At 51.1% G+C, this 25577-nt stretch carries 23 protein-coding genes and 1 pseudogene; 8 read left to right on the forward strand and 16 right to left on the reverse strand.

From position 1 onward, the window contains the following. The first annotated feature begins 29 nt into the window (after nucleotides 1-29). Nucleotides 30-890: a carbon-nitrogen hydrolase family protein gene (locus GHH_RS17475; RefSeq protein ID WP_015376107.1), complete on the forward strand. Its 861-nt coding sequence runs from the start codon at nucleotides 30-32 to the stop codon at nucleotides 888-890. 54 nt (nucleotides 891-944) lie between these two features. Here the strand turns inward: GHH_RS17475 and putP are convergent, their stop codons facing one another. Beyond that, nucleotides 945-2402: a sodium/proline symporter PutP gene (gene putP / locus GHH_RS17480; RefSeq protein ID WP_015376108.1), complete on the reverse strand. Its 1458-nt coding sequence runs from the start codon at nucleotides 2400-2402 to the stop codon at nucleotides 945-947. 407 nt (nucleotides 2403-2809) lie between these two features. Here putP and GHH_RS17485 point away from each other — a divergent pair, with 407 nt between their 5' ends. The 3 genes from GHH_RS17485 to GHH_RS17495 all read left to right on the forward strand — a co-directional run bounded on the left by GHH_RS17485 (nucleotide 2810) and on the right by GHH_RS17495 (nucleotide 5072). Next, a complete protein-coding gene (locus GHH_RS17485) occupies nucleotides 2810-3628 on the forward strand; it encodes a basic amino acid ABC transporter substrate-binding protein (protein WP_015376109.1) in 819 nt (272 codons plus the stop codon). 68 nt (nucleotides 3629-3696) lie between these two features. Next, nucleotides 3697-4353 (forward strand): amino acid ABC transporter permease, encoded by a 657-nt coding sequence (locus tag GHH_RS17490; RefSeq protein ID WP_011232918.1) that lies wholly within the window; start codon nucleotides 3697-3699, stop codon nucleotides 4351-4353. Then, complete coding sequence (locus GHH_RS17495; protein WP_015376110.1) at nucleotides 4350-5072, forward strand: amino acid ABC transporter ATP-binding protein; 723 nt, start codon at nucleotides 4350-4352, stop codon at nucleotides 5070-5072. The genes GHH_RS17490 and GHH_RS17495 overlap by 4 nt, the downstream gene beginning before the upstream one ends. A 190-nt stretch (nucleotides 5073-5262) precedes the next feature. On the opposite strand, the gene qoxD is transcribed toward GHH_RS17495, so the two are convergent. The 5 genes from qoxD to GHH_RS17520 form a co-directional block, all read right to left on the reverse strand. After that, entirely contained in the window at nucleotides 5263-5562 is a 300-nt protein-coding gene (gene qoxD, locus GHH_RS17500) for a cytochrome aa3 quinol oxidase subunit IV (RefSeq protein WP_015376111.1), read from the reverse strand. Between the two features lies 1 nt (nucleotide 5563). Continuing rightward, nucleotides 5564-6178: a cytochrome aa3 quinol oxidase subunit III gene (gene qoxC / locus GHH_RS17505; RefSeq protein WP_015376112.1), complete on the reverse strand. Its 615-nt coding sequence runs from the start codon at nucleotides 6176-6178 to the stop codon at nucleotides 5564-5566. 3 nt (nucleotides 6179-6181) lie between these two features. Next, nucleotides 6182-8128, reverse strand: a complete 1947-nt coding sequence (gene qoxB, locus GHH_RS17510; RefSeq protein ID WP_015376113.1) for a cytochrome aa3 quinol oxidase subunit I — start codon at nucleotides 8126-8128, stop codon at nucleotides 6182-6184. Nucleotides 8129-8145: 17 nt separating this feature from the next. After that, entirely contained in the window at nucleotides 8146-9057 is a 912-nt protein-coding gene (gene qoxA, locus GHH_RS17515) for a cytochrome aa3 quinol oxidase subunit II (protein WP_371198503.1), read from the reverse strand. 245 nt (nucleotides 9058-9302) lie between these two features. Next, nucleotides 9303-10046 carry an RNA methyltransferase gene (locus GHH_RS17520; RefSeq protein ID WP_015376115.1) on the reverse strand — a complete coding sequence of 248 codons (744 nt, stop codon included), beginning with the start codon at nucleotides 10044-10046 and terminating at the stop codon, nucleotides 9303-9305. Nucleotides 10047-10264: 218 nt separating this feature from the next. Between GHH_RS17520 and GHH_RS17525 the strand changes: the two are divergent. After that, nucleotides 10265-10726, forward strand: a pseudogene (locus GHH_RS17525) (amino acid permease); the annotation flags it as partial. A 148-nt stretch (nucleotides 10727-10874) separates the two neighbouring features. On the opposite strand, the gene GHH_RS17530 reads toward GHH_RS17525, so the two are convergent. Further along, complete coding sequence (locus GHH_RS17530) at nucleotides 10875-12254, reverse strand: ATP-binding protein (RefSeq protein WP_015376116.1); 1380 nt, start codon at nucleotides 12252-12254, stop codon at nucleotides 10875-10877. A gap of 183 nt (nucleotides 12255-12437) precedes the next feature. Between GHH_RS17530 and GHH_RS17540 the strand changes: the two genes are divergently transcribed. Both GHH_RS17540 and manA read left to right on the forward strand, forming a co-directional pair. Continuing rightward, a complete protein-coding gene (locus GHH_RS17540) occupies nucleotides 12438-13964 on the forward strand; it encodes an FAD-dependent oxidoreductase (RefSeq protein ID WP_015376117.1) in 1527 nt (508 codons plus the stop codon). Between the two features lie 191 nt (nucleotides 13965-14155). Next, nucleotides 14156-15118, forward strand: a complete 963-nt coding sequence (gene manA / locus GHH_RS17545) for a mannose-6-phosphate isomerase, class I (protein WP_015376118.1) — start codon at nucleotides 14156-14158, stop codon at nucleotides 15116-15118. Between the two features lie 123 nt (nucleotides 15119-15241). Here the strand turns inward: manA and GHH_RS17550 are convergent, their stop codons facing one another. Continuing rightward, a complete protein-coding gene (locus GHH_RS17550) occupies nucleotides 15242-16396 on the reverse strand; it encodes a glycerate kinase (RefSeq protein ID WP_015376119.1) in 1155 nt (384 codons plus the stop codon). A gap of 301 nt (nucleotides 16397-16697) precedes the next feature. Here GHH_RS17550 and GHH_RS17555 point away from each other — a divergent pair, with 301 nt between their 5' ends. Then, on the forward strand, nucleotides 16698-17936 hold the full coding sequence (locus GHH_RS17555; protein ID WP_013146692.1) for a GGDEF domain-containing protein: 1239 nt from the start codon (nucleotides 16698-16700) through the stop codon (nucleotides 17934-17936). Nucleotides 17937-18016: 80 nt separating this feature from the next. Here GHH_RS17555 and rlmH read toward each other — a convergent pair whose 3' ends face one another. The 8 genes from rlmH to yycF all read right to left on the reverse strand — a co-directional run bounded on the left by rlmH (nucleotide 18017) and on the right by yycF (nucleotide 25557). After that, the gene (rlmH, locus tag GHH_RS17560; protein ID WP_041468625.1) at nucleotides 18017-18496 is read right to left on the reverse strand and encodes a 23S rRNA (pseudouridine(1915)-N(3))-methyltransferase RlmH; all 480 of its coding nucleotides are present in this window, start codon (nucleotides 18494-18496) and stop codon (nucleotides 18017-18019) included. 84 nt (nucleotides 18497-18580) lie between these two features. Next, nucleotides 18581-18733: a CxxH/CxxC protein gene (locus GHH_RS18660; RefSeq protein WP_011232932.1), complete on the reverse strand. Its 153-nt coding sequence runs from the start codon at nucleotides 18731-18733 to the stop codon at nucleotides 18581-18583. A 61-nt stretch (nucleotides 18734-18794) separates the two neighbouring features. After that, on the reverse strand, nucleotides 18795-20015 hold the full coding sequence (locus tag GHH_RS17565) for a S1C family serine protease (RefSeq protein WP_015376120.1): 1221 nt from the start codon (nucleotides 20013-20015) through the stop codon (nucleotides 18795-18797). Nucleotides 20016-20116: 101 nt separating this feature from the next. Then, on the reverse strand, nucleotides 20117-20911 hold the full coding sequence (locus GHH_RS17570; RefSeq protein ID WP_013146695.1) for an MBL fold metallo-hydrolase: 795 nt from the start codon (nucleotides 20909-20911) through the stop codon (nucleotides 20117-20119). A gap of 6 nt (nucleotides 20912-20917) precedes the next feature. Continuing rightward, nucleotides 20918-21700: a two-component system regulatory protein YycI gene (locus tag GHH_RS17575; RefSeq protein ID WP_013146696.1), complete on the reverse strand. Its 783-nt coding sequence runs from the start codon at nucleotides 21698-21700 to the stop codon at nucleotides 20918-20920. Further along, a complete protein-coding gene (locus GHH_RS17580) occupies nucleotides 21687-23015 on the reverse strand; it encodes a YycH family regulatory protein (protein ID WP_015376121.1) in 1329 nt (442 codons plus the stop codon). The genes GHH_RS17575 and GHH_RS17580 overlap by 14 nt, the downstream gene beginning before the upstream one ends. Then, nucleotides 23008-24837: a cell wall metabolism sensor histidine kinase WalK gene (walK, locus tag GHH_RS17585; protein WP_015376122.1), complete on the reverse strand. Its 1830-nt coding sequence runs from the start codon at nucleotides 24835-24837 to the stop codon at nucleotides 23008-23010. The genes GHH_RS17580 and walK overlap by 8 nt, the downstream gene beginning before the upstream one ends. A 6-nt stretch (nucleotides 24838-24843) precedes the next feature. Then, the gene (gene yycF / locus GHH_RS17590; RefSeq protein ID WP_011232938.1) at nucleotides 24844-25557 is read right to left on the reverse strand and encodes a response regulator YycF; all 714 of its coding nucleotides are present in this window, start codon (nucleotides 25555-25557) and stop codon (nucleotides 24844-24846) included. Between the last annotated feature and the right edge of the window lie 20 nt (nucleotides 25558-25577).

Genomic DNA, 25577 nt, shown 5'->3' on the forward strand with positions numbered 1-25577 from the left:
ATATAGAAATAGAAAGGAAGGTGCCGCCATTGCGCGTCTCGGCTGTCCAATATCATCTTCATACCATCCGTTCGTTTGATGAATTTGCCGCGCAAGTGACGCATTACGTCAAAACGGCGCAAGAGTTTGACGCTGAGTTTGTGTTGTTCCCGGAATTTTTCACCACCCAGCTGCTCTCGATTCCGCTTGACGACGGACGGCAAGCGACGATTGATGACTTGCCGAATTATACCGAAAAATACACCGAGCTGTTTGTGTCGCTCGCTAAAGACACCGGCATGTATTTGATCGGCGGCACGCATGTCATCCGCCAAAACGGCAAGCTGTACAATGTCGCCCATTTGTTTGCGCCGGACGGGACGGTCCATCGCCAGGCGAAGCTGCATATCACCCCGACTGAGGTCAACGAGTGGAATATCGCTCCAGGCGACGGCGTGCATGTGTTTGAAACGGACAAAGCGACGATCGCCATTTTGACGTGCTATGACATCGAGTTTCCGGAAATCGTTCGCCTGGCGCGCGCGAAAGGGGCGGACGTCATCTTCTGTCCGTCGTGCACCGATGACCGGCACGGGTTTTACCGCGTACGGTATTGCTGCCACGCGCGGGCCATCGAAAACGAAGTGTATGTCGTCACGACCGGCACGGTCGGGTCGCTTCCGACGGTCGACTTTATGCGCGCCAATTTCGGCCAAGCGGCCGTCATCACGCCCAACGACATCCCGTTCCCACCCGGCGGCGTGCTTGCGGCCGGCGAGATCAACGACGACATGGTCATTACGGCTGACCTCGACTTATCGCTTCTTCGCAAAGTGCGGGAAAAAGGATCGGTCGCGACATGGCGCGACCGGCGCATCGACTTGTACCCGGATTGGAATCAAGTGAAATAGTCCTAAACGACAAAAAGGGTGCCCCTGCGCAAGGGGACACCCTTTTGCCTATTTTTAGGACAGCAACTGCTTGAATCGATCAAATTGTTCAGCTACTTTCCCTTCTGGCTCCTTCGTCAGCAAGCTGACGATCACAATCGCTGCCAAGCTGGCGGCAAAACCGGGGATCATTTCATACAACAGCCCTTTTAAGTAGGCGGATTGCGTCCAAAGAATGACCGTCAATGCCCCGGCGACCATGCCGGCGAGCGCCCCCCATTTCGTCATCCGCCGCCAGCATAAGCTAAGCAAAATGACGGGGCCAAACGATGCGCCAAACCCAGCCCACGCATAGCCGACCAAGTTTAAAATCGTGTCGTTTTTCGTATACGCCAGCGCTGTCGCGACAATGGCGACAAGGAGCACCGACAAACGCCCGACGAAGACAAGCTCCTTATCCGAAGCCGCGCGGCGGAACACGACTTTATACAAGTCTTCGGTCAGCGAGCTCGAGGTGACGAGCAGCTGGGATGAAATGGTGCTCATAATCGCGGCTAAAATCGCCGCCAGCAAAAACCCAGTAATAATCGGATGGAACAAAATGTGTCCGAGTTGAATAAACACCGTTTCCGGATCATCAAGTTTCATGCCGCGCTGCGAAAAGTAAGCGATTCCAAAAAGACCGGTCAACATCGCTCCGACAACCGAGAAAATCATCCAACCCATGCCGATGCGGCGGGCGCTTTTCATTTCTTTCACCGACTTAATGGCCATAAAGCGGACGATAATGTGCGGCTGGCCGAAATACCCAAGCCCCCAGGCGAATAATGAAATGATGCCAAGAAAACTTGTTCCTTTCCATATATTCAACAAGTTGGGATCGATGTCGCGAATCGTCTCCATCGTATCCACCGGCCCGCCTGTATGGAACAGCGTCACGACCGGCACTAAAATCAACGCGATGAACATAATCGTCCCTTGGACAAAGTCCGTCCAGCTGACGGCCAAAAAGCCGCCAAACAGCGTGTAAGCGACGACAACGCCGCCGACGATCCACAAGCCCGTATGGTAGCTGACACCAAACGAGTTTTCAAACAGAACGCCCCCCGAAACGAGGCCGGACGAGACATAAAACGTAAAAAAGACCATAATGACAATCCCAGATGCCATCCGCAACAATTTCGACGCATCGCCGAAACGGTTTTCCAAAAACTCCGGAATCGTAATCGAGTCGTTCGCTACTTCCGTATAGACGCGCAAGCGCGGCGCGACAAACAACCAGTTTGCATAAGCGCCAAGCGTCAAGCCGATGACGATCCAGGCGGCGCTCACCCCATCGACATACATCGCCCCCGGCAGCCCCATGAGCAGCCAGCCGCTCATGTCGGAAGCCCCGGCGCTGAGCGCCGTCACCGCCGGCCCGAGCGTCCGGCCGCCAAGCATATAATCGGACAAATTCGACGTCCGTTTATACGCCCAATAGCCAATCCAAAGCATGCCGACTAAATACACAATGACGGAAAATAAAACCATATGGACTCTCCTTCCTCTACTGTCTTGTCACCACTTTCATCATAACGAAATTGATAGTATTTACACAATAGTATTTATTTTTCCATACCGCTATAATAAACAAATTGACAAAACCTTTGCCAACTCTACCCTCTTTCTGGTATAATATTCTGTAAATTAAAAATCAATCGTTTATGTCTTTTTATACATAAAAAATTATTTTATAAAAATGCACACGAAATGATATTAGCCATATGCCCTTCAGTTAATGTGGCGAAAAACATTGAAAAATGCGCCTTTTCCCCATTTATACGGCAGTACCAAAATGTTCAAACAATTATTTTTATAAAACCTATTGCATAATAACAAAAATATTGATAGTATGATAATCGTTCATCGACAATGATTCCAAAGGGGGATTTTATAGGATGTTAAAAATGAAGAAAGGTTTGATCGTAGCGGTCGTTGCTGCGTTGTTTATGGCGCTCGCCGCTTGTGGCAAGTCGACAGAAACAAGCTCTCCGTCAGGCGCTGAAAAAGAAGGGAAGCAAAAAATCACCGTCGGGACGGACGCGGCGTTTGCACCATTTGAATATATGCAAAAAGGAAAAATTGTTGGGTTTGACGCCGACCTTTTGGATGCGGTGATGAAAGAAGCCGGCTTGGATTATGAATTAAAAAACATCGGCTGGGATCCGCTGTTCGCTTCGCTGCAAAGCAAAGAAATCGACATGGGCATTTCCGGCATTACGATTACGGACGAGCGGAAACAATCTTATGATTTCTCAGCTCCGTACTTTGAAGCAACACAAGTCATCTTAGTCAAACAAGGCAGCCCGGTGAAAAACGCCCTTGACTTAAAAGGGAAAACGATCGGCGTGCAAAATGCGACAACTGGTCAAGAAGCAGCAGAAAAGCTTTTTGGGAAAGGCCCTCATATTAAAAAATTCGAAACAACAGTCGTTGCCATTATGGAGCTTCTAAACGGCGGCGTTGATGCTGTTATCACGGACAATGCAGTGGCGAACGAATACGTGAAAAACAATCCCAATAAAAAACTGCAAGTCATTGAGGATCCAAAAAACTTCGCTTCAGAATATTATGGTATGATCTTCCCAAAAAACAGCGAATTGAAAGCAAAAGTGGACGAAGCATTAAAAAACGTCATCAACAGCGGCAAATACACTGAAATCTATAAAAAATGGTTTGGAAAAGAACCGAAGCTTGATCGATTAAAACAACAATAAGCGTGCGAACAAAGAAAATGCGTAACTACCCGCAAGTTACGCATTTTTCGTAGAGAAAGGTGAGATCGATGGATTTTCGTTTTGATATTATTGTTGAATACGCCCCTTACTTTTGGCAAGGGCTGCTCGTAACGATCGGCGTATCATTAGCCGGCATCGTGTTCGGCCTCATTCTCGGCCTGTTCATCGGCCTTGGCAAAATGTCGTCCAACCCGATTATTCGTTTGCCGTTTTCGTGGTACATTAACTTTTTCCGCGGTACGCCGCTTGTCGTGCAAATTTTGCTCGTCCATTTCGGCGCCATGCCGCTCTTTTTCGCCCAGCCAAATGCCGTCGCTTCCCTGGCCGTCTCGCTGTCGCTCAACTCGGCCGCGTATGTGGCCGAGATTTTCCGCGCCGGCATCCAGTCGATCGACAAAGGGCAAATGGAAGCGGCCCGCTCGCTTGGGATGACGCATGCGCAGGCGATGCGCTACATTATTTTGCCGCAGGCGTTAAAGCGAATGATTCCGCCGTTTGCGAACGAGTTTATCGTCTTAATTAAAGATTCGTCGCTTGGGATGGTCATCGCCGCCCCGGAAATCATGTATTGGGGGAAAGCGGCCGCGGGTGAGTATTACCGCGTTTGGGAGCCGTATTTAACAGTGGCGTTCATCTATTTGCTCTTAACGCTTTCGTTAAGCAAACTGTCACACTATCTTGAAAGGAAGTATTCGACCCAATGATTGACGTACGCCAGCTGAAAAAATCGTTCGGTTCGCTCCAAGTTTTAAAAGGAATCGATGTCCATATTCGCGAAGGAGAAGTCGTGGTCGTCATCGGCCCATCGGGGTCGGGAAAATCGACGTTTTTACGCTGTTTAAACTTGCTTGAGGATTTCGATGAAGGTGAAATTATTATTGACGGCATTAATTTAAAGGCGAAAGACACGAACTTAAATAAAGTGCGGGAAGAAGTCGGAATGGTGTTCCAGCGCTTTAACTTGTTTCCGCATATGACGGTGCTGAACAATATCACGCTGGCACTGATGAAAGTGCGGAAATGGCCGCGTGAAAAAGCGGAAGCGAAGGCGATGGAGCTGCTCGCCAAAGTCGGGCTGCAAGACAAAGCGCATGTCTACCCGGACTCCCTCTCCGGTGGGCAGGCGCAGCGCGTCGCCATCGCCCGGGCGCTCGCCATGGAACCGAAAATCATGCTGTTTGACGAGCCGACATCAGCGCTCGACCCGGAAATGGTCGGGGAAGTGCTCTCGGTCATGAAGCAGCTGGCCAATGAAGGGATGACGATGGTCGTCGTCACCCACGAGATGGGCTTTGCCCGTGAAGTCGGCGACCGCGTCCTGTTTATGGACGGCGGCTACATTGTCGAGGAAGGGAAGCCGGAAGACTTGTTCGACCACCCGCAGCATGAGCGGACGAAAGCGTTTTTATCAAAAGTGCTGTAAAAAGTCGTCTTGCCTGTTCGAGGCAAGACGACTTTTTTTTAGGCACATATCATGCCCCCTATAATGCAACCATGTTGCCTCCCCATCTCTTCAATGTTCCGTCAACGGCTCCCCCATTTCAGGCATCTATGACAACCACAAAAGTCCTTCTGAACATAAAAAGCCGGCCGAATCCCCGGCCAGCCTCGCTTTACAACACAAACTGCATCACCCAAATCGAACCGGCGACAACGACAATGGCGATAAAGAAGCTGTACGCCATGTTGAATGTTTGAATGCGGCCGCTGTCGCTTTCGTTGACATGCATGAACATAAACAGCTGCAAGCTCGCTTGGATGATCGCGAACAAGACGATGATGACGATCACGGCTTTAAGCGGCAGCCCAGACGAGAGCGCCACCCAAAGAGCCGCAAACGTCAAGACGAGCGACAACAAAAACCCAATGATATGTTTCCACGGAAATGATTCGCGATGGCTGTTTGCGCCCATGTTAGATCACCATCCCTAACAAATAGACGAGCGTGAAGATGAAAATCCAAACGACGTCTAAAAAGTGCCAATACAAACTGACGATAAACACTTTGCGCGCCGTTTTCGGCGTAAAGCCGCGCTGGAGGAGCTGGATGATGATCAAAATCATCCAGCCAATTCCTACACTGACGTGGGCGCCGTGCGTGCCGACGAGCACGAAAAAGCTTGATAAAAATGCGCTCGTCTGCATCGTCGCTCCTTCATGGACGTAATGGATGAACTCGCGAATTTCAACCGTAATAAACCCCACCCCAAGCAGAAGCGTCACGAGCAGCCAGGCAATCAGCCCGCTCATGCGGCCGCGGCGCATTTCAAAAATGGCCAACCCACATGTGAAACTGCTCGTCAACAGCAACAACGTTTCGATCAAAACGTCTTTTACCTCAAACAGCTCCGCTGCCGTCGGCCCCGAGCCGGTCCGTTGGAACAAGACGAGATACGTCGCAAACAGCGTCGCAAACAGCGCGACTTCCGCCCCGAGGAAAATCCAGAAACCCAATATGTTCAACCGACTTTCTTGCGTCCGATACTCCAGCGGCACCGTTTCCTCATAGCGATGTGCAGCTTCTCCCATTCGTCACGCCCCCTTCCGCGCCGCTCGTTCCATCCGTTTGATTTCGTCAACCGGAATATGGTAGCCATCATCGTCTTCAAATGAGCGGAGAATCAATCCAAGCACAATGAACAACGCACCAACGATAGCCAACGCAAACCACTTGAACACAAGGCCGAACCCGGCGACGAAAAACGCCACCGACATCCAAAACGGGCGTCCTGAGTTGCTTGGCATATGGATCGGCTTCAAGTCTTCTTCTTTCACGTGGAAGCCGCCATACTTTTTCTTCATCACCCAATACGCGTCCACATCTTCGACAACCGGCGTCACCGGGAAATTGTAATGCACCGGCGGCGACGCGGTCGCCCACTCAAGCGTCCGTCCGTTCCACGGGTCGCCGGTCATGTCGCGCTCGCCGTAGCGGGCGCTGTAATAAATGTTGTAACAAAGCACAATGAACCCGATGCCCATCAAAACCGCCCCAACCGTCGCGACGACGTTGAGCGGCGTCCAGCCGAGACCAGCCGAGTACGTGTACATGCGGCGCGTCATCCCCATCAACCCGAGGAAATACATCGGGAAGAAGCAGACGTTAAACCCGATCATAAACAGCCAAAACGTCCATTTGCCGAGCCGCTCGTTTAAAATATGGCCAAACATTTTCGGATACCAGTAATGCAAGCCAGCAAAGCAGGCGAACACCGTACCCGCGATCAACACGTAATGGAAGTGGGCGATGAGAAAATAGCTGTTATGGTATTGATAATCGGCCGCGGCCATTGCCAGCATCACACCTGTCACGCCGCCGATGACAAAGTTCGGAATAAACGCCAGCGACCAAAGCATCGCTGTTGTAAAACGAATTTTCCCTTTTCGGATCGTAAACAGCCAGTTGAAAATTTTCACCCCGGTCGGGATCGCGATCGCCATCGTCGTGATCGAGAAGGCAGAGTTCACTGCCGGCCCTGCGCCCATCGTAAAGAAGTGGTGCACCCAGACGATAAAGCTTAAAAACGCAATGCCCACGATCGAACCGACCATCGCCTTATAACCGAACAGCCGTTTCTGCGCAAACGTGCTGACCACTTCCGAGAAAATGCCGAACGCCGGCAAAATGACGATATACACTTCCGGATGGCCCCAAATCCAGAACAAGTTCGCCCAGAGCATCGACATGCCGCCATTGGCCATCGTGAAAAATTGCGTGCCAAATACGCGGTCGAACGTCATTAATGCCAAGGCGACGGTCAATACCGGGAAGGCGAAAATAATGAGCACGCACGTAATGAGAATCGTCCACGTAAACATCGGCATGCGCATCAATGTCATGCCCGGCGCGCGCATTTTTAAAATCGTGACAAGGAAGTTGATCCCGGTCATCAATGTTCCGATCCCGGAAATTTGTAAAGCGACAGCGTAATAGTTGTTGCCGACGCCATGGCTGAATTCGTTGCCGGCAAGCGGGAAGTACGCCGTCCAACCGGCATCCGGCGATCCGCCGATGACGAATGAAATGTTAAACAGCAACGCACCGAAGAAAAAGAGCCAAAAGCTTAACGCATTCAAATATGGAAACGCGACGTCGCGCGCCCCAATTTGCAGCGGAACGACGATGTTCATCAAGCCGATGATGAACGGCATCGCCATAAACAAAATCATAATCGTCCCGTGCGTCGTAAAAATTTCATTGTAGTGCTGGGCATCAAGAAATTTCATATTCGGAGCCGTCAGCTGCGCCCGCATCAAAAGCGCATCGACGCCGCCGCGGAAGAGCATCAAAACTGCGCAAATAATGTACATGACGCCGATTTTTTTATGGTCGACGGTAGTGAGCCATTCGTTCCACAGCCATTTCCATTTTTTAAAATACGTCAAGACGAACACAATGCCGATTATCGTTAAAACGATCGCGACATCAGCCGCGTAAATGAGCGGCTCTCCGGTTACGAAAAACTCGCTCCATTTCATCTTTCGCTCCTCCTTTCCTACTCCCCATGATGGTGACCGTTTGTCATCGTTTCATCATGTTGATCGTCATTTTTCATTGGCTTTCCATCTCCATGATGGCTGTTCTGTTTCGCATGGTCAATCCATTGCAAGTGGGTGTTCGAAAACGTCATTCGCCCAACAAGCCCCGGTTTTAAAATTTGTGTGTATTTTTCCTCATCGAGCTTCGGGGCGGTTTGTTTCACTTCATTTATCCATTTGCGGAAGTCCGTTCCCGTTTGGGCGACAACCTCAAATTCCATATGTGCGAACTTTTCCCCGGAAAAGTTGGCGCTCCGCCCCATATACGATCCTGGTTTATCAGCTTGTAAAATCAGCTCTGTCTCCATGCCGTCCATCGCATATTTTTGTCCGCCTAGCTCCGGCACCCAAAACGAATTCATCGGTCCGACGGACGTGAGCTTGAATTTGACCGGCACACCGGCCGGAATATGGACGTAGTTGACCGTTTCAATGTTTTCTTCCGGATAGCTGAAAATCCATTTCCAGTTCGCCGCCGTCACATGAATCGTGATCGGTTTCACGTTCTCGGTCGGCGGCTTTTCCAACGCAAACGTCGCCTTCACTGTTGGAACAGCGAGCGCAGCGACAATCAAAATCGGAATGGCCGTCCAGACGACTTCAAGCAACGTGTTTCCTTCCTCATCCGGCGGCTCATAGCCGGCATTTTCCGGCTTCTCGCGATAACGAATGAGAAAAACGGCAAACAACGTAAATACAACAACAATAATGAACAACATAAAGCCGACAGACCACATGATCAAATCATACTGCATGCGCGCCACCGGCCCTTGCGGATTGAGCACGGCCGTGCGCTCCACGCAGCCCCCAAGCAAAAACAAAAACGGCAAAACCAGCACCGCGCGCCATCTCGCCCGTTTCATCGCTATCGGTCCTCCCTCTTCTGCCCCAACCATTTCGGGGCCTTCCATGCATTTTCTTTTGTCTCTACCATATCAAAATTGAAAATGTTTGAAACGAATGAGCGAAAAAGTTCATAAATCAGCAAAACATTTGTCACAAACTGTTCAATCATTGTTCAACAAATCGCCACTTGTTTTCCTCGTTTAGGGAAATATTGATGAGAAAGGAGAGTTGCGGAAAAGCCCGCCATAAAACAAGACAGCTGAATTCTTTATGAAAAAGAACCCAGCTGTCCTTCGTTCGTTTGAATGGCATATCCTTGTTGCTGCAACTGTTTGCGAATGCGTGGGTTTAACGTTTGCCACATCCATTGTTCATACAACGCCTTTTTCTCTCCAGGCAATAAATAGTAGTGTCGGCCGGCCTGGCGGCGCGCCCGCTCGGTGACATCATAGAGCGCTAACGCAGCGGCGACGGAAATGTTAAAGCTTTGCACAAAGCCGTACATCGGAATGACAAACGTTCCGTCCGCCAAGCGGAGCGCCTCTTCCGACACGCCGCTATGCTCGTTGCCAAACAACAGCGCTGTCGGTTGGGACAGATCGATGTCGGAAACCGGAATCGTCTCCTCACCAAGATAGCTTGCATACACTTGATACCCTTGACTTTTCAAATCGGCAATGGCCGTTTTGATATCTGGCTTATGGTGGAGCGTCAGCCACTGATCGGCATAGCGCGTCACAAGCCGGTTCGGCGAAAACGGCGCCTTTCCCGTCACGATATGAACGTCTTGAACGCCAAACGCTTCCGCCGTCCGCAGCACCGCCGCTTGGTTATGCGGGTCATCGACCGCTTCGATCAAGACGGTAATATAGCGGGTGCGCTCATTCAAAACCTCATACATCCGCCGAAGCCGCCTTGGCAAAATCATTTCCCAAACCGGACGCGTCGATTCGGTGATCAGCCCTTCTTGCCGCAGCTGTTCCAAAAATGATGTCGCTTCCCGTTCTTCCACAACGCATCCCCCTTTCCAAGCCTAGCGTATTCTGTGTTTCCCATTGTACAAAATGACAGGATGCCAAGGCAATTCATGTATTTTTAAATACTATTCAGATTATTAAATATATAATAACTTGAAAACATTGCTCATTTACAACCTCTTTATCTATCGGTTAGTATTATAATGTAAGCGCTTCAAAAATACTTTTTCAAAAAATATTATTTATTATCAAGCTGTTTAACCTTGCTGAACAGCAAGAAGCGCCGAGCGCATTCGGTCGGCTGACAAAGCGCGGCATTCCGGGCGCGGCCTTGATCGCCACTGCGCTTGTCATGCTTGTCGGCGTATATTTGAACTACGTATCGGAAAAAGTGTTCCAATGGGTGACAAGCATCGCCACATTCGGCGCCATTTGGACGTGGGCGGTCATTTTGCTGTCCCAGCTGAAATTCCGCAAACAGTTGAGCGCGGAACAAGCACAACGTCTCACGTTCAAACTTCCGCTTTATCCATACAGCTCATACGTGTCGCTTGCCTTTTTGATCGGCGTTGCCGCCCTAATGGCGTATTTCCCGGATACGCGCATCGCTTTGATCATCGGCCCAGCCTGGCTGCTGCTTTTGACGGCAGTATACTTCGCCAAAGGAATGCATCGTCGCCAGCATGGCCAAGCCGAAGAAAAGCAAGCTGGATGACAAGTCCGATCAAAAGAGAGGGTGTCCCCATCCTTGCGGGACACCCTCTTTCTAAAACAAAAAGCAGGAAATGTGCAATCGCAGACCCCATCCTTCCGATCGGTCTATTTCCGTTTGGATCATGACTCGCTTTCACCCTCCAATCCTTTCATTCATCAACCGCTATGTAGGCTTGGCGCGGATGATTCGGCTGATCCGGGTATTTTAAGCGGATTTTCCCTTCCTCCAACAGCTTTCCTAAATAATTGTTGCGCAATCCATCCGGCGTCCGTTCGAGCAGCTCTGCCAGCTCTTTCAGACGCAGCGGCCGCTCGCGGCATAACCGAACGATCAATTGTTCCATGACCGCTGGAGCCAACCGTTTTTTTCGCCGTGCCAATTCTGCCATCTTCCATAGCCGTTCGTCGATCGTTTCCCCTTTTTCGTTGCTGTCATGCATACTGATGTCGTTGTTTACGGAGCTAAGCAAGCTATTTACGAACTTCAACTCTTTATTTATAGAGATCGACGTTCTATTTACGGAGTCAGACTCATTTTTTATGGAGTTCGACCCGATGTTTACGGAGTTTTTGGTTATATTTACGGAGTTTTCTTCGTTGTTGACGGAGTTGGTGTCTATACTTACGAAGTTTAGTTCGTTAGTTATGAAGCTCTCGGTTTCCTGTCCGCTGTCCGGATCCAGCCATTCGGGTTCCGACTGTTCCAGCTGTCCAGCCGGTTCTGTTTCCATTGTTGCGCTAATTTCAGCTGGAAATTGCAGCGGACACAACACAACGATTGTACGGTCTGGATTCGTTTGCTGCGAGATATCGATCGGGCAAGCAAGCGCCTGTTCCTGCATATCGCACATTCGCTTGAGGCCCGATCCCGCGCGTTTGCATACGTCGATCAGCAAAAACATTTTAAAAATATTCGGGTTGCGCAAATTGCTCGTATGCCCCGCCATTGCCGCTTCAATCGGGATGCGAAACCGTCCCGGGTTGGCAAAGCGAAATGAACGATCCTCTTTTTCGACGGTGATGCCGCCTTCCTCCCCATAATCGGCATGAACGATGGCATTCGCAAGCGCCTCGCCAAGCAGAGCGCGCCCTTCATCCGACCAAACGTGACGCTCCAGCTCAGCCAACACGCGAAAATAAAAATCATAAATGTTGCCCGACCATGTGCCGTCTTGTGATGTGAACCGCTTCGTCCATCCTGCCGCTTCACCGTCAGTGTGCTCTCGATATTCCAAAAAGTATTGCGGCAGCACCTCGGTGATGATCCGCTCCTCACTGAACATCAACAATCCCGCGAGCGTCAGCCCTTCTTTGCTGCTGTCGCGCAGCTTGCCCCACGCGCCGATTTTGTATAAAAATTCTTTTGTCTCGAGCCCGTTCCACGGATGGCCCGGTTTCACCTGAGCAAACCGCTCGCGGTAATGGCTGACGGTCTCGAAATTGAGCTCACTTAAGCTGTAATGCTCTAAAATCAGGCTGTCTGCCAGCGCATGGGGGCGTTCATGAAACGAATTTGTATATTTATTCACTCCCGATCTTCCTTTGACGTTATTTTTGCAAAACAGTTTGATTCTCTTTTTCTATTGTACCATCTTTCCTTCTCCTTGCGGATAGTTGCCAAAAAAAGAAAACGGTTGTGGATATGTGGAATAGTTCGCCCGATAAAAGGAAAACTACAGAAGACAACATTGACATGCAAGGAGGAGGTCATCATGTCGTCCCTTCCTTCCACCGTAGAGCCTTACTGGCGCGACTCCGTTTCGCTTCCGTCGTTTCCGAAGCTCGATGCGGACATTTCCGCCGACGTCGCAGTCATCGGCGGCGGCATTTCCGGGATTACAACAGCGTATTTGTTGTCGGCGCAAGGGGCGCGCGTCGCCCTTCTGGAAGCCGACCGGCTCCTGAACGGCACGACCGGCCATACGACAGCGAAAATCACCGCCCAGCACGATCTCGTCTATGATGAATTTCTCAACCATTTCGGTGCAGAAAAGGCGCGACTCTATTATGACGCCTGCATGGACGCACTCCAGTTTATCCGCCGCACGATCGAAGAACAACAAATAGACTGCGACTTTTGCGAGCAAGATGCCTATATTTATACGATGTCTTCCTCTTCTTTCCAAAAACTAGTGAAAGAATGGGAAGCGTACGAACGGCTCGGCATTGACGGCGCCTTCGTTGAGTCGATCCCGCTCCCGCTGCCGGTGGCGGCAGCGGTCGTGATGAAGAGGCAGGCGCAATTTCATCCGCTCAAATATTTGGCCAAACTCGTCGATTCGATCACACAGGCTGGCAGCGCCATTTACGAACACACACCAGCGGCGGATATTGAACAAGGAAAAAGGATGACAGTCATTACGCGAGACAAAAAACGGGTTGAGTGCGACCATGTCGCCGTCTGTTCTCACTTTCCGTTTTACGACGGCGGGTTTTACTTTTCGCGCATGTACGCTGAACGGTCGTACGTATTGGGAGTGACGATCACTGAACCGTACCCGGGCGGCATGTATTTAAGCGCCGATGAACCGAAACGCTCGATCCGCTCCGCAGCGGCAGGCAGCGAGACGCTTATCCTAATTGGCGGCGAAAACCATAAAACCGGCCAAGGCGTGCCGACGATGCGTCATTACGAGGCGCTGTCCTCGTTCGCTTCGCAGCTGTTTACGGTGAACGACATCCGTTACCGTTGGTCCGCCCAAGATTTGACGACGCTGGACAACGTGCCGTACATCGGCCCGATGACGGCAGGGACGCCAAACATTTATGTCGCGACAGGGTACCGGAAGTGGGGGATGACGAACGGGACGGTCGCCGGGATGCTTTTGTCTGACCTCATCCTCGACCGCGACAACCGATACCGCGACTTGTACTCCCCGTCGCGCTTTTACGCTGATCCAAGCATGAAGCAGTTTTTCACGACAAACCTTGACGTCGCCAAACATTTGCTGGAGGGAAAGATCGAACCGGTTGTCCGCCGGCCGCAAGATTTGACGCATGGCGAAGGGGCGGTTGTCTCGGTCAACGGAAAGCGGGCTGGCGCCTATAAGGACGAAGCCGGGGTGCTCCATGTCGTCGACACGACGTGCACCCATATGGGTTGCGAGCTGGAGTGGAACAGCGGCGACCGGACATGGGACTGCCCATGTCATGGCTCGCGCTTCTCGATCGATGGCGATGTTATCGAAGGACCGGCGAAACAGCCGCTCGCGCGCATTGAACTTGATGACGCGAAGTGACGCGCTGACGCAGGACGGCGGCGCGTGCAGAACATCGTCGCAATCGGCATGTCGACCTTGAGTTCCAATGGGGGTTGGGAGCGTATGTTCCTAACCCCCTTATCGTTTTCATTTGCCGATAGCGCATTTCATGATAAGATGAAAATGAGAGTGGACTGCATGTTGTATGATGTTTTCGGGAGGGATGACGCATGGACCTTGAACCGATTTTTCTCACCCCTGTCTTCCAAGAACGGATTTGGGGCGGCACGAAGCTCGCCGAACGATTCGGCTACGACATTCCGTCTTCGCAAACAGGGGAATGCTGGGCGGTGTCCGCCCATCCGCACGGGCAGACGGTCGTCGCCCGCGGACCGTTTGCCGGGATGACGCTCGGACAATTATGGGAGGAACGCCGCGATTTGTTCGGCCACTTCCCGTCTGACCGCTTCCCGCTGTTGACCAAAATTTTGGACGCCAACGCCGACTTGTCAGTCCAAGTCCACCCGGACGATGAATACGCCAAAACGCATGAAGGCGGAGAACTCGGCAAAACGGAGTGTTGGTACATCATCGACTGCAAGCCGGGCGCTCAGTTGATTTACGGCCATTATGCAGAAACGAAAGGAGAGCTGCGCGCGATGATGGAAGCGGGGGAATGGGATCGTTTACTTCGGAAAGTGCCGATCCGCCCCGGCGACTTCTTCTATGTCCCAAGCGGCACGATCCACGCCCTTTGCGAAGGGACGCTCGTCCTTGAGACGCAGCAAAGCTCAGATACAACCTACCGCGTCTACGATTACGACCGCGTCGACAGCCAAGGGCGGAAGCGCGAGCTTCATCTCGAGAAAGCGATTGACGTCACGACCGTCCCGCATCGCGACATCGATGTCCACCCCCATGTCGCCGAATTTCCCGGCGCGACGGTGACGACCTTCGTGGAAGGAGACTACTTCGGCGTCCAAAAATGGGACGTCCATGACGCGTTCGCGTCAGAACAGACGAAACCGTTTCTCATCGTCAGCATCCTAAAAGGCGAAGGTGAGCTCGTCCGCGAAGGACAGACATACCCGCTTCGCCGGGGCGACCATTTCATTTTGCCGCATCAATTCGGCCGTTTCACCATTCGCGGCTCCCTCCAAGCGATCGCGTCGTGGCCACGGAAAGGCAAATAAACGCGGGTGTCCCAAAGGTTCGGGACACTCGTTCTCATTGCCATAAGCAGCAAAATGACCAAATTGTGTTCGATTTAAGGGGCGTCGCCTTTTTGGGTCAGCCCCTTCTTTTTGTCGAAAATATTAACGGGGGGATTGTTTTCCTAGTTGGCCAAGACGGTATACGTACGCAATATGCCGCGCCGTTTGCGTCACATACTGTTCCGCCTGCTCCAACGCTTTCTCGAGCGGAATGACGCCGGGAACAATTGTAAAGAGGGCGTCAATGCCATGGTCTAAGACGACCGCGCTGTCGTCGCCCAACGACCCGGCGATGCCGATGACGGGGACGCCGAACTGTTTCGCTGTCTTGGCAACGCCGATCGGCGTTTTGCCGAACACCGTCTGTCCGTCAATCCGCCCTTCGCCGGTGATGACCAAGTCAGCGTCTTTGACGCGCTCCGCGAGCTGAACCGTCTCGATCACAATCTCCACGCCGCGCTTTAGCTCGGCCGGGAGAAACGCGAGCAGTCCCGCCCCCAACCCGCCGGCCGCACCCGCTCCCGGGATGTCGCCGACTTGTTTGCCGAGATCACGTCGGATGACGTCGGCATAGTGCGCCAAGTTCCGGTCAAGAACCGCGACCATGTCCGGTGTCGCCCCCTTTTGCGGACCGAAAATGGCCGACGCTCCGTTCGGACCGGTAAGCGGGTTGTCGACGTCGCACGCCACGTCAATGCGGACTCCCCCAAGACGCGGGTCGAGACCGGAAAGGTCAATCGCATGCAAATCGGCCAGCGCGCCGCCGCCCGGACCGATGTCGCAGCCGTCTTCGTCCAAAAGCCTTCCCCCGAGCGCCTGCACCATGCCGGCCCCACCGTCGTTCGTCGCGCTGCCGCCAATGCCGATGATGAGGTGGGTGGCACCGGCATCCAGCGCTGCAAGGATCAACTCCCCTGTCCCTCGCGTCGTCGTCACCAATGGATTGCGCCGGTCGCGCGGGACAAGGTGCAGCCCTGAGGCGGCGGCCATCTCAATCACCGCCGTCTTCCCATCGCCAAGCAAACCAAAAAACGCCCGCACCGGCTCGCCGAGCGGCCCGGTCACTTCCGTTTCGACGATGCGGCCGCCGGTCGCATCAACGAGCGACCGCACCGTCCCTTCCCCGCCGTCGGCCATCGGCACCTTAACGTATTCCGCCTCCGGAAACACCGTGCGAAACCCACGCTCGACCGCCTCGGCGACTTCGAGCGCAGAAAGGCTTTCTTTAAATGAATCAGGAGCAATAACGATTTTCATTCTTTTTCCCTCCTCATGTGTCAAATTTTGTGGAAAAAAAGCGAAAAACAATGCCATTTTGTCTATTTTCACAATTATGTATATAGTACTATAATAGATATAACCATATGTTCGTTTGTTCCAATTGGGAACATGTTGATTCTATAAAAAAGACGGTTTCCAAATTCACCGTTCGCCATCGTCTGCTATAATCCGTATTTTTGCTGAAAGCCACTGGCATGTGAGCGGTCTTCCTCTTTTTGGAATCACTTCATCAACGACGAAGTTGTCAGAGGTCAGATTTATAGGAGAGAGAGCCGAGATGTTACTCCGAGCACGACCGATTATTTTTGCTGTTTTTTCCGCGTCCATTGCTGTTGTGTTTGTGTCAAAGCCGCCTTTCTTCGATCGCACCTATGTCATCGCTTTGCTGTTTTATTGGCTGTTTTCCAGCTTGTATTCACACTTGCGCGTCATAGACAAAACGAAAAACAATATTCCCGTTGATTACGGCATTAACTACAGTTTATCCTTCTGCTTATTTGCCGGCCCGTTCGGGCTGTTTATCTTTGAAGCGTTGTTTCGCTTGACTGAACATATAGCCAAAAAATATTTGAAAACAGCGGAACCCGATGAATGGCTGCACACATTGTACAACATTGGTTCGTTTGTGACGTTCAATTCGCTCGCGTTTGCCTTATACGATCTCCTTGGTCCGCTGTTTCAGTCTATTCCGTTCATTGGCTTCTGGCTGCTTTTATTCCTGCTCGTCATCGTCGTTTCCTTTTTGACTGACTGTTGCCTGATCATCATTTTTTATATAACCGGCGACATTCAGACACAGCGCGAGGCGTTGGATTTTATTAAGACGAGAAGCTGGATGGACATGGGAAAAACGGCGCTGACAAACGGTCTGTTATTTCTCTTTTTGCAAGAACAGCGGTGGGATATGCTTTTGAGCTTATTTTTGCTGAATTACTTCGTCAGCCGCTCGTTTTTTTCCAAATCGCAAAGCATCCAGCATAAACTAGAACGCGACCACTTCGAAAAAATGGCCTACACCGACTTTTTGACCGGCATCCATAACCGCGCCTACATGGATCAAACGATCGCCAAGCTAAACGGATCCGGTGAATGGATTGGCGTCGTCGTCGCCGATATCGACAATTTTAAAACGATCAACGACACGTATAACCATGCCGTCGGCGACGAGGTGATCCGCCATTTCGCCTCAACCTTGAAACAGTTTCTCAAAGAGGGCGATTTTTTGTTCCGCAGCGGCGGTGAAGAATTTACGATGTTTTTGCGTAATCGCACGTTTGAAGAGAGCGTCCGGCTTGTCGAGGAGATTCGAGAAGCAGTGCGCCGCAGCACCGTGTTGGTCGATTATATGGCGGCGAAACGTCCCATTGCCTATACGTCGTCGTTCGGTCTTTACTTTTGTCAAGCAGAAGGAACGATGTCAATTGAAAAAGCGTACATTTATGCCGACCATTTATTGCTCCGTTCGAAAGAAAGCGGCAAAAATAAAGTATCAGCCCAATGCGGGGGAGTTGCATAAATTAGGCGGCTCTCCCTTGACTTTTCCTTAGCGCAACCTAAGGTGAAGCAGTTCAATTAGTAAATAAACGGAAATTTCCCTTACTTATGATACGGTTCCCCGCGGTTAATGCGAAACGCACGATAAATCTGCTCGAGCAAAATGAGGCGCATCAGCTGGTGTGGAAACGTCATTTTCGAAAACGACAGCGTCTCATCGGCGCGCGCCATCACTTGTTTGCTTAAGCCAAGCGAGCCGCCGATGACGAACACCACTTTGCTTTTGCCGTAGGTGGCGAGCTCATCGAGACGGGCGGCGAATTGCTCGGACGATTTCATCTTCCCTTCAATCGCGAGCGCGATGACGTGGGCGTCATGCGGAATTTTCGCCAGCAGCCGTCCTCCCTCGCGCTCTTTGATTTGTTCCTCCTCAAGTTCGCTCGCCCGCTCCGGCGTTTTTTCATCAGCGACTTCGATGATGTCGATTTTGGCGTATGCGGACAGACGCTTTGTATATTCATTAATTCCAGCGATTAAATATTTTTCCTTCAATTTACCCACAGCGACAATGGAAATATGCACAAACAACCCCTGCCTTATAAACAGCTTATCAACAAGATTTATCCACATATACACAACACATATCCACATGTTGTGAAAAAACTGTTATCCTCCTACGACATATACAGCTTGTTTCGAGCAAAAATAGCACTGTTTTTCGCTGTTGTCCACAGGCAGGAGATCCGGCGCCTGTTCCGTTTCATCTACATATTGATCAATGGCGATGTCGACATGTTCTTCACATGTGAATATCATCATTCTCGCCCCTTTCCTTGTGGAAAAAAGAAGGAGCGTTTCCGCTCCCTCCATCCGCTTTCGTTTAATACGACTCGCGCGCCAGCTTCATCGTGACCGTGCGTTTTTTCCCATCACGATAAAACGTGACTTCCATCCGGTCACCGATCGATTTTTTCGTATACAAATATTTGCGCAAATCAAGCACGTTGCGGATTTTTTCGCCGTCAAGCGCCACGATGACATCAAACTGTTTTAAGCCCGCCTGTGCGGCCGGCGACATCGGCACGACTTGAATGACCGCCGCTCCTTCCGTTACGTTCGGCGGCAAATGGAGCGTCGCCTGCAAATGGTACGATGGGATGTCGCTCAGCGAGCGAAGTTCAACGCCCATATACGGACGGCGCACTTGTCCGTATTTTTCCAAGTCCGAAATGATCGGAATGGCCGTGTTGATCGGGATCGCGAACCCGATGCCTTCAACCGCCTCTTGGGCGATTTTCATCGAGTTGATGCCGATGACTTGCCCTTTGATATTGACGAGAGCGCCGCCGCTGTTGCCCGGGTTGATCGCCGCATCTGTCTGCAATACTTCTGCATTCCAGTCTGGAGCGCCGTCTTGGTCCAAATCGACTTCAACCGTCCGGTTCGTTCCGGAAATAATGCCTTGTGTCACCGAGCCGGCAAACTGCAAGCCGAGCGGGTTGCCGATGGCAATGACCGGCTCGCCTGGCTTCACTGTATCGGAGTTGCCGAACTGGGCGACTTTTTTCACATGCTTCGCGTCAATTTCCAAGACGGCTAAATCCATAAGCACATCGCTGCCCAGCAACTTCGCCGGCACTCTCGTCCCATCTTTGAGGCTCACTTCGAGCTGACTGGCGTTTTCAACAACATGATGGTTCGTGACGATAAACGCCCGGCCTCCCGCTTTCTTGTAAATGACGCCCGATCCGACGCCAGCCTCGCCTCCTTGCGACCAGAAGCTGGCTTCTTGAATGTTGACAACGCCGACAACCGCATCCGACACTTGGTCGATCGCCTTTGTCACCGCCGTCGTCACATCTACGGAAACACTCTGCCGAATCGGTGTAGTTCCATTTTCCTCTGTTTTTGGCTCTTCCTCTGCTCTTTGATTCGGCACAACATCATACGGGAGGATATCCCAACGGGAAAGCGCCGGAATGGACATGAGGACGAGCAGCCCTCCTAACACGGCGCCGACAAGCGCGGAAACAAACGATCCGCTGCGCCGCTTCCTCCTCGTTTGTTCGTACGGCTCATAATGGTCGTCGTAGTATCCCATGCTCACCCTCCTTTCCACATTCGTCTCCATCCCTCATTATAATCATGAACAGGAGAAAAAATCCAACAAATGTGTCTCCCTCAGTTTCGGCAAAACGGGCTTTATACATACGCTAGTGCCGTCGCCCGACGCGGATCGGTATCATACAAACGAAAGCGGGCGCCGACCGCTAAGCCTTTCTGTTCCAACACTTGCGTCACGGTCATGCGCGCCAGCTCTTTCATATTGTTATCTTGGCTCAAATGGGCCAAATAAATTTGCTTTGTCCGGTCGCCGATCACGTCAGCAAGCGCCAAACCCGCTTCCTCATTCGAAATATGGCCGACATCGCTTAAAATGCGGCGCTTGACGCTCCATGGATATCTCCCCATCCGCAGCATGCCGACGTCATGATTGCTTTCAAACACGAACACATCCGCGTTTTCAATCGTCTTTTTGATCCGCTCGCTCACATAGCCGGTATCGGTGAGCAACGCAAGCTTTTTCCCTTCATAGTGGAAAACGTAAAACATCGGCTCGGCGGCGTCGTGAGAGACGCCGAACGATTCGACGTCAACATCGCCGAACGTCCTTACCGCGCCGAGCGGAAAGACAAATTTTTGCTCGGGCGGAATGTCGCCGACCGCTTGTTCCATCGCCCGCCACGTTTTTTCATTGGCATACACCGGCAGCCGATACTTGCGGGCAAGCACCCCGAGCCCTTTAATATGGTCGCTATGTTCATGGGTGACAAGCAGCGCATCAAGCTGCTTTGGATGGCGGCCGATCTCAGCAAACAACTCCTCAAGCTGCTTGCCGCTCAAACCGGCGTCAACAAGCAGGCGCTGGCGGTCTGTCTCAATGTAAAAGGCGTTGCCGGTGCTGCCGCTGGCCAGCACACTAAATCGCATCGTCATGTTCTTTCACTCCAGCACATTTCCTTGATCATTGATCACTTGCCCTTCAAACGCATTGACGAAATAGTCTTCCTTCCGATTGACAACAATATGCCAAGTTGGAGTCAACACTTGGGATGCAGTAAATTGAACAAGCCCGTAATAGCCAAGCTCCACTTTTGTGACGCGGTCGCCCGGCTGCAAATGCCCTTTTCGGTACAACGTCTCAATGGCTTTAATCGCCGGGACGATATCTTGCTTCCGCTCGTACTTTTCCAAGTCGCTGAGCATCGTCTGTTCATACGACAGCGCTTCCCGTCTCCCGTTGACATGGATGACGAGCTTGCTGTTTTCATTGCCGTAAATCATCTTACCGTCATACACTTGGTAGCAGGTCAAGATTCCTTGTTTTTCATCAAACGACCAAAAGGCATATTGCCCGCCGCCGATGATGTAGCGCTGCAAAAACTCACGCAACTGGTATGGATCGTCAATCGGCAGCGCAACCGGATCGATGAACGTCCCTTTGACTTTCGTTTCTCCTTCGATTTTCACTTTTTGCCCGGGCAGCTTTTTTACATCCGCCATGGTGAATGAGCGGCTTTTGCCGCTGACATACGCCGCTTTCGTCACTTCTTTCGGCAGATCCACATACGTAATGCCGTTCGCCTCAAGCTGCTCTTCAATCGTCGTTTCCAAAATGACATCGAGCTGGCTGCTGTTTCGTTTTTCCATAAACTGATAGCCTAAAAAGCAGTCGAGGATGAGGAACACGATAATAAAAATCGTCTTCGTTTTACTCCAGTCCATTTGTTCCCCCTCCTCCCGCCTCATCGCTCGTGTCCACCTTTTTCCACGTTTGTCCGTACAAGTAGAACCATGCCGGTTCAAGGCGGATGACTTTTTCCCGCTCGGGATCTTTGATGAGCTCATAGCCGATGGCGATATCTTTGATGAGCGATTTGCGAACGCCTTTCGTCTGTTCGAACCAGTTGACGACCTCATGGCCGGACGGCAGCGTTTTTGGTGTGCGGTTGCGATCCGCGATTTCAAGGCGGAAGAGCGGACGCTGGTATTTCATCAAATCGGACGCTCCCCACGTCTCCACGATTTCTGACATGCCGTATTCATTAAAGACTGGATAGCCGTTGACGACAAGCCGGAACGTGACTTTTCGATCCTCCTCGCTCCAGCGGGCGAAATGATACAGATCCGTCCAACCGCCATGCTCATTGACGAAATCAATGCTTTTTTGGATGATATGGGTTTCTTGCTCTGTTTGTCCCATATTCGAGACGCGCGCCGCTGGATTCACATACAGCAGCATCCGTTGAAGAAAATCGACGTCCATCAGCCGCGAACCGTCTGTATATTCTTCGCCAAACGGAATCAAATCTTTTTTGACAAAGCTTGGATCGCTAAAGAGCGCTTCTTTAAACTTGTCTGCGTCCAGCTCGTCGGTATAATATTGCAGACTGCTGAGCACCACTTCTTTTTCCGGCAAATACAACTGCTTCGTTTCGCTGACCGGATAAGCGAAATAACGCGGAAAATGGCTCGTTTCTTTCGCCAGCCGGCCGATCGCCGATAAGGAGGCATCGCTGGCAATCGCTTTGTAAATTTTGCGCTTGTCGGTCGCGATGAAGTAGATGGGGAACTCGTCCTTCCCGCCGAGCGGGACGAGCAGGCGGTCAAACGCCAAGCCGTCGAGCCCCCTGTCATCGATCGTGAAAATCAATCGGTATATGTCGATCGGCACCTCATCGGGGTAAATGATCTCAAGCCGCTCTTTGCCATTTAAAAACGATAAAAACTTCCCTTGCGGAACAGAAGACGAAACATCTTCGAAATCGTCAAGCGTCCATCTTCTCATTTCTTTCAGCACTTCATTTTTCTCTTCGTCTTTCGTCACAGCATAGGGGACGCCGTTTTTATGAATGAGAATCTGCTTTGGCTGCACGACCATCGCTGTATCCACTTGCGTATTGCTCACGGAGACGTGTTGAATGTATTCGTCGTTTTGCAACACGTCGTATTTCGGATGATATGTCCATAAGGCAAACGTTAAGGTAATGCTGATGAGCACAAGCAACGTCAACACGATGGTTTTGATCGTTTCATACATCGCACCAGTCATCCTTTTGCTCGCGTTCTAGCGGCAGCGTAAAATAAATCGTCGTTCCTTTATGCTCCTTGCTTTCTGCCCAAATCGTCCCGCCATGGGCAAGAACGACTTCTTTGGCAATGGCCAGCCCAAGCCCCGTACCGCCCAATTTGCGCGACCTGGCCTTGTCGACCCGGTAAAACCGTTCGAAAATTTTTGCCAAGTCGGCTTTCGGAATGCCGACTCCTTCGTCGCTGACGCTGACAATTATTTCATCAGAAAGTTTGCGGACGCGAAATGTAATCGTCCCGCCTTGCGGAGAGTATTTCAAAGCGTTCGAAATAATGTTGTCTAACACTTGCGTAATTTTATCTTCATCAACTTCAATAAAAATCGCCTCGCGCGGAATTTTGCGAACGAACCGGATGTTGTCGCTTTTCGTCAACTCAAATCGGTCAATGACTTTATGGAAATAGGCTGAAAAATTGATCCACGTTTTCTTCAGCTTGTAGTCTTTGCTGTCGAGCTTGGACAGATGGAGCAAGTCGTTGACGAGCCGAATCATCCGTTCCGTTTCATTTTGCACGACTTGAATGAACCTCGGCGCGATGTCTTTATCTTGCCAAGCGCCGTCAGCAAGCGCTTCTAAGTAGCTTTTCATCGTGGTGAGCGGCGTGCGCAATTCATGCGACACATTGGCGACAAACTGCCGCCGCTCGCGGTCGATTTTTTCCTGTTCGGTAATGTCGTGCAAAACGACGATCAACCCATTGACAAATCCGCCCTCTTTTTGAATCACCGACAACGACGCGCGCAAAATATATAGTTCCTCATCCGTGCTGAAATCTAAAATGAGCGAATCGCGCTCCTCAAGCAACGTTTCAAACGTATACTGGTCGGCAATGCCAAGCACGTCGACGATCGAACTCGACAGCACTGTTTCACGTGAAACATTCAAAATGTTTAACGCTGCATCGTTAATGAGAATGACGCGCCCGCGACGGTCGGTCGCAATGACGCCATCCGTCATATGCGTCAAGACGGACTCGAGCTTGCGCCGTTCCCCTTCCGTCGTCGCCTGCGCTTCCTGCAGTTTTTTGGTCAGGTTATTGAACGTCATCGCCAATTGGCCGATTTCATCATAGCCGTACACTTTGACCTTGCGGGAGAAATCTCCCCTCGTCATCGCCAGCGCTTGCCGGCGCATATCGGAAATCGGCCGGGTGATCGTGCGCGACAAAAAAATGCCGAGCACGGCGGTAATGGCGAGAGCGATCCCCGTCCCGGTCGCCAAAATCATATTAATTTGCCGCATTTGCGAAAAGACGTTTTCCATCGAGGCGATGACGTAAATGACACCTTTGATTTCGCCGCTCGTTTTGATCGGAGTCGACGAAATGTACATGCGATGTCCTGTTTTCGAATCGAGCAGCATCTGGTCAACCATTTCACCCGTAACAAGTGAACGTTTTACGTAAATTTCCGTCGTCCGCTTCCCGACGATATTTTGCGTATACGGGTTGGACGTTGCCAACACTTTCCCTTTCTCATCGATGACGCGCACTTCGGAAATGTCTTGGGAAACGAAATCATGAAGAAGCGAACGGATGTCTTCTTCCAATGTCGGGCTTTTTTCATCGCGCTCCCGATTCATCGCCTGCTCGACGTTATAGGCGAGCAACGTCACCCGTTCGTTTAATGAGTTTTTAAAGTTCTGCACAAGCTCCGTTTCCAGCTTGCGAACGAAGTACACGCCGATGATTTGCATGGCGACGAGAATCAGTAATACATAAATGATGACAAACTTAAAATGAATCGAACGGAATGGACCTACTTTTTTCATGCTGGCTCATGACTCCTGTTCGGGATTGCGCAAGTAATAGCCGACGCCCCGTCTTGTGACGATCCAATTCGGGTGGGAAGGGTTGTCCTCAATTTTTTCACGCAGACGTCTTACTGTCACGTCCACGGTGCGCACATCGCCATAGTAATCGTAGCCCCAGACGGTTTGCAGCAAATGCTCGCGCGTCATCACTTGGCCGATATGTTTCGCTAAGTAATGAAGCAGTTCAAATTCGCGGTGGGTCAGTTCAATCGTTTCCCCCCTCTTTTGCACGACATATGCGTCCGGACGGATGACGAGCGGGCCAATGACAATTTCATTTGTTTCGTTTTCTCCTTCTTCTTGGTTGGCCGTTTGCGCATGGCGGCGCAAGTTTGCCTTCACCCGCGCCAGGAGCTCGCGCGTGCTGAACGGCTTTGTCACATAATCGTCCGCACCAAGCTCCAACCCAAGCACTTTATCAATCTCGGAATCTTTCGCTGTCAGCATAATGATCGGCATATCATACTTTTTCCGCACTTCACGGCATACTTCCATGCCGTCTTTCAGCGGCAGCATAATATCCAATAAAATCAAGTCCGGCATCGTTTCTTCGACTTTTTGCAGCGCTTCTTCGCCGTCGTAGGCGCAAATGACTTCATATCCTTCTTTTTGCAAATTAAATTGCAAAATATCGGCAATCGGTTTTTCATCATCAACGACTAAAATGCGTTTTTCCATCTCGCTCACATCCTTCCTTT

This window comes from Geobacillus sp. GHH01 (genome assembly GCF_000336445.1).
Classification (GTDB): domain Bacteria; phylum Bacillota; class Bacilli; order Bacillales; family Anoxybacillaceae; genus Geobacillus; species Geobacillus zalihae.